Raw genomic sequence first — 6,234 nt, 5'->3', positions numbered from 1 at the left:
CGGCCTGGTGCCCGGCCTGGTTTTGTGAGCGGCGGCCGGGCGGACCCGCTGCGGCCCGCCCGGCCGGCATGCCTCCGCTGCGGTGACGAGTCCCGCGGACGGCCGGCCATGGCCTGGGGTGGGAGCGGTGGCACGCCCGCTCCCACCGACCACATTTTCAGGCGTGCGCTGGGTGACGGATTCTCCGAGACGGCGGTTGGGTGATGAGTGAGCAGGGCGGCAGCGTGAAGCCGGGCAACGGCGACGAGGGCACGAAGCCCCAAAAAGTGCAGAGTGCGGCGGCCACTCCGTCCGGCGAACCGGCGAGCCGGTCCGGCCAGCGTGACCGGCGGGTGGGGTGGGGCCGGTATCTGGTCGCGCCGCGTCCGCCGGGCCTGCTCGCGGGCGGGGTGCCGCCGATCGAGGCGTCAGCGCTGTTCACGCTGCTGGAAGAAGACCCGAACGTGGAGCCGGTCGCACAGGTGCGGCCGTCACGTTCCAGGGGGCTGGGGGCGATCGCCGAACCCCACGCGGCGTGTCCGCCGGTCGCGGTGGTGATGATGCCCGAAGAGCGGGCCCGCGCGCTGGCGGCGAACCCGCAGGTCGTCGTCGAGATCGACCAGCCCCTGACCTACACGCCCGCCTCCTGGGCGTCCGGCGGCCTGGGCACGGCAACACCGGTGAGCGATCCAGCACTCACCGTGCCGCTGGCCGAGCCCGGGCGGCTGAGCGTGCGGGTCCAGGGCGCGGACGGCGACACGGCGGCCGGCGCGCACGTGTGGGCTGTCGGGACCGGCGCCACCGCCCACGCCGTGACCGGCCCGGACGGCCGGGCCGAGCTCACCCTGGCCGCGGACACCCCGGCCACGCTCAAGGCCCTGTACGTTCGTCCGGCCAGCGACTACTGGCCGCTGCGCCTGGACGATCCCCGCCTGCGCGACGGCGCGGAGACGACAGTGGAACTCACGGCACTGGCACAGACGTTCGAGGGATTTCCCGGCCAGGCGGTGACCGGCTGGGGATGGCAGGCGATGCGGCTGCACCAGATCCCGCCCACCTACCGCGGCCACGGCATCAAGATCGCCCTGATCGACTCCGGCGTCGACATCACCCACCCCGACCTGAAGGACACCGTCCACACCGGATACGACTTCACCCGCCTGAGCGGCGAGAGGACCTGGCACACCGATGCCACCGGGCACGGCACCTGGTGCGCCGGGATCATCGCCGCCGCCGACAACCGCACCGGCATCACCGGCATCGCCGCCGAGGCCGAACTCCACGCGCTGAAACTCTTCCCCGGCGGACACGTCAGCGATCTCCTCGAAGCGGTCGACTACTGCATCACCCACCACGTCGACATCGCCCAGCTCAACCTCGCCTACCCGCTTCCGTCCCAGCTGGTGGCCTGGAAACTTCTCGACGCGCACACGGCCGGGATCGCGGTCATCGCCCCCGCCGGCGACACCGCCGGCCCTCTCACCCAGCCCGCCGCCCTGCCCCACGTCCTGGCCGTCGGCGCCCTCGCCCACACCGGCACCCAGCCCACCGGCGGCACCGCCCTGCTGCAGCCGCCGTGGCCGGGCCTCTACCCGGCCCCGTTCACCGCCACCGGCCCCGGCGTCGACCTCGCCGCCCCCGGCACCGCCATCATCACCACCGGACCCGGCGGCGGCTACACCCCCGCCGACGGCACCGCGATCGCCGCCTCCCACGTCACCGGCCTCGCCGCCCTCCTCCTCGCCCACCACGACCACCTGCGCACCCACGCCACGCCACGCACTCCCGCCCGGACCAGCCAGCTCTACACCCTGCTGCGCACCGCCTGCCGCCCGGTTCCCGCTGCCGATCCCGCCCGCACCGGCGCCGGTATCGCCGACGCCCCCACCGCACTCGGCATCGCCACCACCTGGCAGTACAGCCCCGCCGCCGACCAGCCGTTCACGGCCGCCGGCTACCGGCAGCCCTGAAAACCGGCGGTACCGCCCCCGCACGCAAGACTCCGTGCCCGGCGCGCCGGATACCTCCCGCGCCGGGCACGGAACCCTGACGGCCCGTTCCTCTGCTCAGCAACGAGGAGAAAGCGCGGCAGCCGCACACCGGCATGGCCGAGAAGTGCGCCAGCAGATCCGATGACCCGCTGTCCGGCTTTCTGAAGCCGCATCCCCTTTGCCGGCGTTGCACCAGGTGACGGCGCCTGTGGCTGCGACGCTGCTCGCCCCTGTTCGGCGTGCCGGGCCCCGGGTAGACAGCCTGCAGTCCTGGTGGCCCGGCCCGCACATACCGCACGACCGCTCATCAATGCGGCACACCACCAGCGAAACCCCCGACCGTGACGCTGTCCAGCCAGCCGCAAACGCATGGCACATGCCGCGGTTTCCCAAGGGGTGCGCGTCACTGACCTGGAGAGCTCGCTTCCGCTGCGGCCTCGGCCGCGGCCAGGATGTTGCGGATGGTCACCGGATCCAGGCCACTACGCTCGGCGACCCGCCACTCCGGCTCCCCTTGCTGCCGGGCCGCCACGACAGCGTCGCTCAGGGCACGGCGGGCGGCACGCAAGGCCCGCTGGACCGCGGCCACATCTGCCGCTGCCCGCTCCAACACCTCGCCGTCATCAGCTGCCATAACGGAATCCTCCATGCGCGGAAGAGCCGGTGCAGAAAAGGTGATGGTCTGCCCCGGCGAGCGGTCGGCCCTGGGACCGGAAGCACCGGCCACGGTGAACGTAGCTCCAAATTGTCCACCAGGCTGCAGGTCAGGGCCAGCTGGAAGATCGTTACGCGTACGCACGACCTCCCGCGCCATAGTGACACCCCAGCCCGCCCCGGTAGCTCGGCAGTCGTCCCCGATGCGACAGGACGGCGCGGCAGTTGCCGCGCTGTCGGGTCAAGGGCGGCGGTAGACGGTGAGAGTGTCGAGCAGGAGGAAGGCCGCGCCGGCCAGGAGGCGGGCGGCGGCGGTGTCGCCCTCGGGGATGACAGCGGTGACATGACCGGCACCGCTGATATGGGCGTGGTGGAGGCACTGGGCCAGCAGGTGACTGCCGATGCCGCGGCGCCGCTGCCCGGACTGGACCGTCAGCTGCGACAGCACGGCCATGCCCGCGGTGGCCGGTGCCGGGGCGAGCAGGGTCGCGCTCGCGAGGGGCTGGCCGTCGGTGTCGGTAAGTTCGAGGCGCCACCCGTCAGGTTCGGTCAGGACGGTGACGTCCGCGAGCGGGTAGGCCGGCGGCGCGGGCGGGGTGCTGGCCAGGTCGCGCAGGAAGTACCTCTGCGCGGCAGTCTGAGTGAGGCCGGCGGCTGTCAGGGCGCGGGCGGTGACAGGGCGGTGACCGGTGGGCAGGCCGGGGATGCCGGTCGCGGTGGCCGGGCCGGTGCACGCATACAGCTCCCGGTCGCCCAGCCGGGCCCGGGCCAGCGCGATCAGCGCGGCGATCACCTCGAAGTCCTCTCGGCCGTGCAGCCACACGATCAGACCCGCGTCATCCGCAGCCCTCACCTGGCAGCGCACGACCCCCGCAACTTCACCGTGCGGGTCGCACACCACGAGCGTTTCCACCCCATGCGGGCTTTCGTCTGTAGCTGTGAGCAGTTCGTGTGCCGACTGCTGGCCGGGCAGTCGGTCCGCGTCGATCAGCCCCCGCACCGCCGGTTCGTCGTCCGGCGCCATCGGACGGCTCGACAGGCTGCCGCTGCCGGCAGCCGATCCGGTCCGCGCTCTCATACCGCCCGCGCTTTCGACTCCGAAGACCACGGACAGGCATCCGCGCTGCGGAAGGGCCGCATACGGGCGCTCAAGGACGTCGGGTGTAGACGTGAAGCTGGTCGATCTCGGCGAACCCGGCCGCGGTGTGCAGGGCGAGGGCGGCATCCAGGTCCGGCCGGCCCTCTGCGGGAGCGGGCAGGACCGTAGTCACCTCGCGGACTCCGCGGTCGGCGAGATGCGCCAGGCACTGCTCCAGCAGGATGTTGCCCATGCTGCGGCGCGCCGGGGTCAGACTCACCCACTGCAATGCCGTGGTCCCGTCGACGGGCAGGGCGACCAGGGCCTCGCCGATACGGCTGCCGTCCCGCTCCCGAAGCTGCAGCCGCCAGCCCGGAAGCCCCGGACACTCCACCACATCCGCGACCGCATACAGCCGGCCCCCACGGTCCTCCAGCCGGCGGTGCAGGTAACGCCAGCGGTCAAGGCCGGAGAACCCGCACGCCTCCAGCGCCCGGCGCGTTCCGGGACGCATACGCAGCGGAAGGCCGGCGGGCGCCAGGGCGGTGGGCTCCGTGAACGCCTGCACCGTCCGCCGCCCCAGCCGGTCCACCGCACGCTCGATCAGCACCCGGGCCAGGTGCTGCTCATCATCCAGGCAGTGCAGCCACAACAGCATCCCCGCCCCGTCCGAAGACCGCACCGCCCAGGAAACCGCGCCCACAACCTGCCCGCCCGCCAAGACGAGCACCTCGGTACACACGCCCTCCAGCCCAGCCCGCCCCGCAGGGCCGCTGGGACAGGTGCCCTCCAGCGCCTGGTCGAACTCGGCGAACGTGGGGCCGGGCAGGCCGGGCAGCAGATCCGCCATCACGAGTTCCAGCACCGCCGCGCGGTCCCCGGGCTCACATGGCCGCACCCTCGTTCCCGCACCCGCCCCTGCCACCGCCGTGACCACCCGCATCCACCTCTCTCACGTCGTGCTGATGGCCAAGCTTCACTCCGCCCGACAGCAAAACCGCCCCATGACACGCACAAACAGCCCGCCAGGAAACCGACAGACGCGGCCGGTGCGCATGCTCGAGGTTGCCCGTGAGCACGGCAGCACTGCACTCGCCGCCTGCGGCGAAGACCCCGGAACGCTCACGGACACCACCGAGACCCCTTGTGCCTCGGACGGGGATGTCAGACCGGTGTGACGTTCTCCGCCTGCGGGCCCCTGGCGCCCTGCCCGATGTCGAAGCGGACCTTCTGCCCCTCACGCAACTCGCGGTACCCAGAACCGGCGATACCCGAGTAGTGCACGAACACATCCGGCCCGCCTTCATCCTGCTGGATGAAGCCGAAGCCCTTCTCCGCGCTGAACCACTTCACCGTCCCCGTCGCCATACGGCTCACCTCTCACCCACGAGATCGCGGCCTGGCACCCAGCCACGCCGCCTCGCACTGGATCATCCCGCCCCGCTCCAGCACGGGGAAGGAGAAACGCCAGCCAAGAGCCACGCCGCGCCAGACTCAAGCTTCCGTACGCGCCACATCGCCGCCAAAGAGACTTGCCCAGGTCAGGTACGCATGCGCGAAAGCCAGCCACCGGCCTTCTGGCCGGGCACGGTCTGCCCCCGCTCCTGACGCTTCCCGCCGGCCTGCTCCTGCCGTGCATCGACCACGGCGTGGTCCATGCATTCGTCGCAGAGCCGCGGGTGGGAGCCCTTCGAGGCTCCCCAGTCCTTCGGCTGTACCGCCTCCCAGCGGGCGTCGGTGAACTTCGCCCCGCAGCCGGTGCAGACGGGACGGCGGGCCTCGCGCTCGGCTGCCTGCTTCGCGGCCTGCTCCTGGGCTGCCCGCCGTACCTCTGCCTGGTACGCCGCCGCGCGGGCCTTGGCCTCTTCTTGCTCGCGGGCGTCGGCGGCCTCGCGGCGCGGGTTGCCGATCGCCTCCAGGAGGGTCTGCGGGCCGCTGCGTCCGAAGCGGGCGAACACGGGGCCGGCCGGGCCGTGCTCACGCAGCTGGTTCAGCCCGGTCGCGATGATCGGGATCTTCCGGTCGTAGAGGTGGTGGCCGCCGCGCTGCCGCTCCCCCTGCCACAGGTGCCGGGTCAGCTCCATCAGGCGCGGGACGGTGCGGTTGGGGTTGCGCTCGCCGGCGCGGTTGAACACCAGCAGCACGGGCGGGTGCGGCGCATCGCCGTACCGGCCCTCGGGGACCGTCCAGCGCGTACGCCACATCGGGCGCTCCTTGCCATCGGTGTCCTTCACCTTCCGTTTGAAGAACCGCGCGTACTTCTCCAGCTTATCGGCGAGCTCCTCGGCGGTCTCGTGGCAGTTGTCGACCTCGATGAACAGCAGCGGCACACCGTCCTGCGGGGCCGTGAGCACGATGTCGGCCTGGGCTCCGCCCTTGCCGGGCGCCGTTCCAGGTGCCGGTCGCCGGGAGCGGAACCTCAGTCCAGTACCGGCCGTGGTACTGGTGGGCTCGCGTATTCAACTGTCGTGAGTATTGCTGCCAAAGCGTCGGTGCAGTCACTGTCTGTTGGGGTGCCGCAGGTCATGGTCT

General features: G+C 72.1%; 6 protein-coding genes. 1 reads left to right on the top strand and 5 read right to left on the bottom strand.

Features of this window, described 5'->3' with window-relative positions; genetic code table 11:
- The first annotated feature begins 203 nt into the window (after window positions 1–203).
- A complete protein-coding gene (locus tag ACFVZH_RS39665) occupies window positions 204–1,949 on the top strand; it encodes a S8 family serine peptidase (RefSeq protein WP_384905428.1) in 1,746 nt (581 codons plus the stop codon).
- Window positions 1,950–2,373: 424 nt separating this feature from the next.
- On the opposite strand, the gene ACFVZH_RS39660 is transcribed toward ACFVZH_RS39665, so the two are convergent.
- The 5 genes from ACFVZH_RS39660 to ACFVZH_RS39640 all read right to left on the bottom strand — a co-directional run bounded on the left by ACFVZH_RS39660 (window position 2,374) and on the right by ACFVZH_RS39640 (window position 6,056).
- Window positions 2,374–2,604 carry a hypothetical protein gene (locus ACFVZH_RS39660; RefSeq protein ID WP_384905426.1) on the bottom strand — a complete coding sequence of 77 codons (231 nt, stop codon included), beginning with the start codon at window positions 2,602–2,604 and terminating at the stop codon, window positions 2,374–2,376.
- A gap of 261 nt (window positions 2,605–2,865) precedes the next feature.
- Window positions 2,866–3,477, bottom strand: a complete 612-nt coding sequence (locus ACFVZH_RS39655; RefSeq protein WP_384905424.1) for a GNAT family N-acetyltransferase — start codon at window positions 3,475–3,477, stop codon at window positions 2,866–2,868.
- A gap of 295 nt (window positions 3,478–3,772) precedes the next feature.
- Complete coding sequence (locus tag ACFVZH_RS39650; protein ID WP_384905422.1) at window positions 3,773–4,567, bottom strand: GNAT family N-acetyltransferase; 795 nt, start codon at window positions 4,565–4,567, stop codon at window positions 3,773–3,775.
- Between the two features lie 299 nt (window positions 4,568–4,866).
- Entirely contained in the window at window positions 4,867–5,070 is a 204-nt protein-coding gene (locus ACFVZH_RS39645; protein ID WP_383516774.1) for a cold-shock protein, read from the bottom strand.
- A 173-nt stretch (window positions 5,071–5,243) separates the two neighbouring features.
- Complete coding sequence (locus ACFVZH_RS39640) at window positions 5,244–6,056, bottom strand: hypothetical protein (RefSeq protein WP_384905420.1); 813 nt, start codon at window positions 6,054–6,056, stop codon at window positions 5,244–5,246.
- Window positions 6,057–6,234 lie beyond the last annotated feature (178 nt).

The sequence above is a fragment of the Streptomyces sp. NPDC059534 genome (genome assembly GCF_042743475.1).
In the GTDB taxonomy this organism is placed as follows: Bacteria; Actinomycetota; Actinomycetes; order Streptomycetales; family Streptomycetaceae; genus Streptomyces.
Note: the sequence above shows the minus strand (reverse complement) of the source record. Positions and strands in the feature narration are given on the sequence as shown.

What these genes read in the sequence shown, in the direction of transcription:
- ACFVZH_RS39665 (WP_384905428.1), top strand. Translation starts at nt 204, where the DNA reads ATGAGTGAGCAGGGCGGCAGCGTGAAGCCGGGCAACGGCGACGAGGGC.
- ACFVZH_RS39660 (WP_384905426.1), bottom strand. Translation starts at nt 2,604, where the DNA reads ATGGCAGCTGATGACGGCGAGGTGTTGGAGCGGGCAGCGGCAGATGTG.
- ACFVZH_RS39645 (WP_383516774.1), bottom strand. Translation starts at nt 5,070, where the DNA reads ATGGCGACGGGGACGGTGAAGTGGTTCAGCGCGGAGAAGGGCTTCGGC.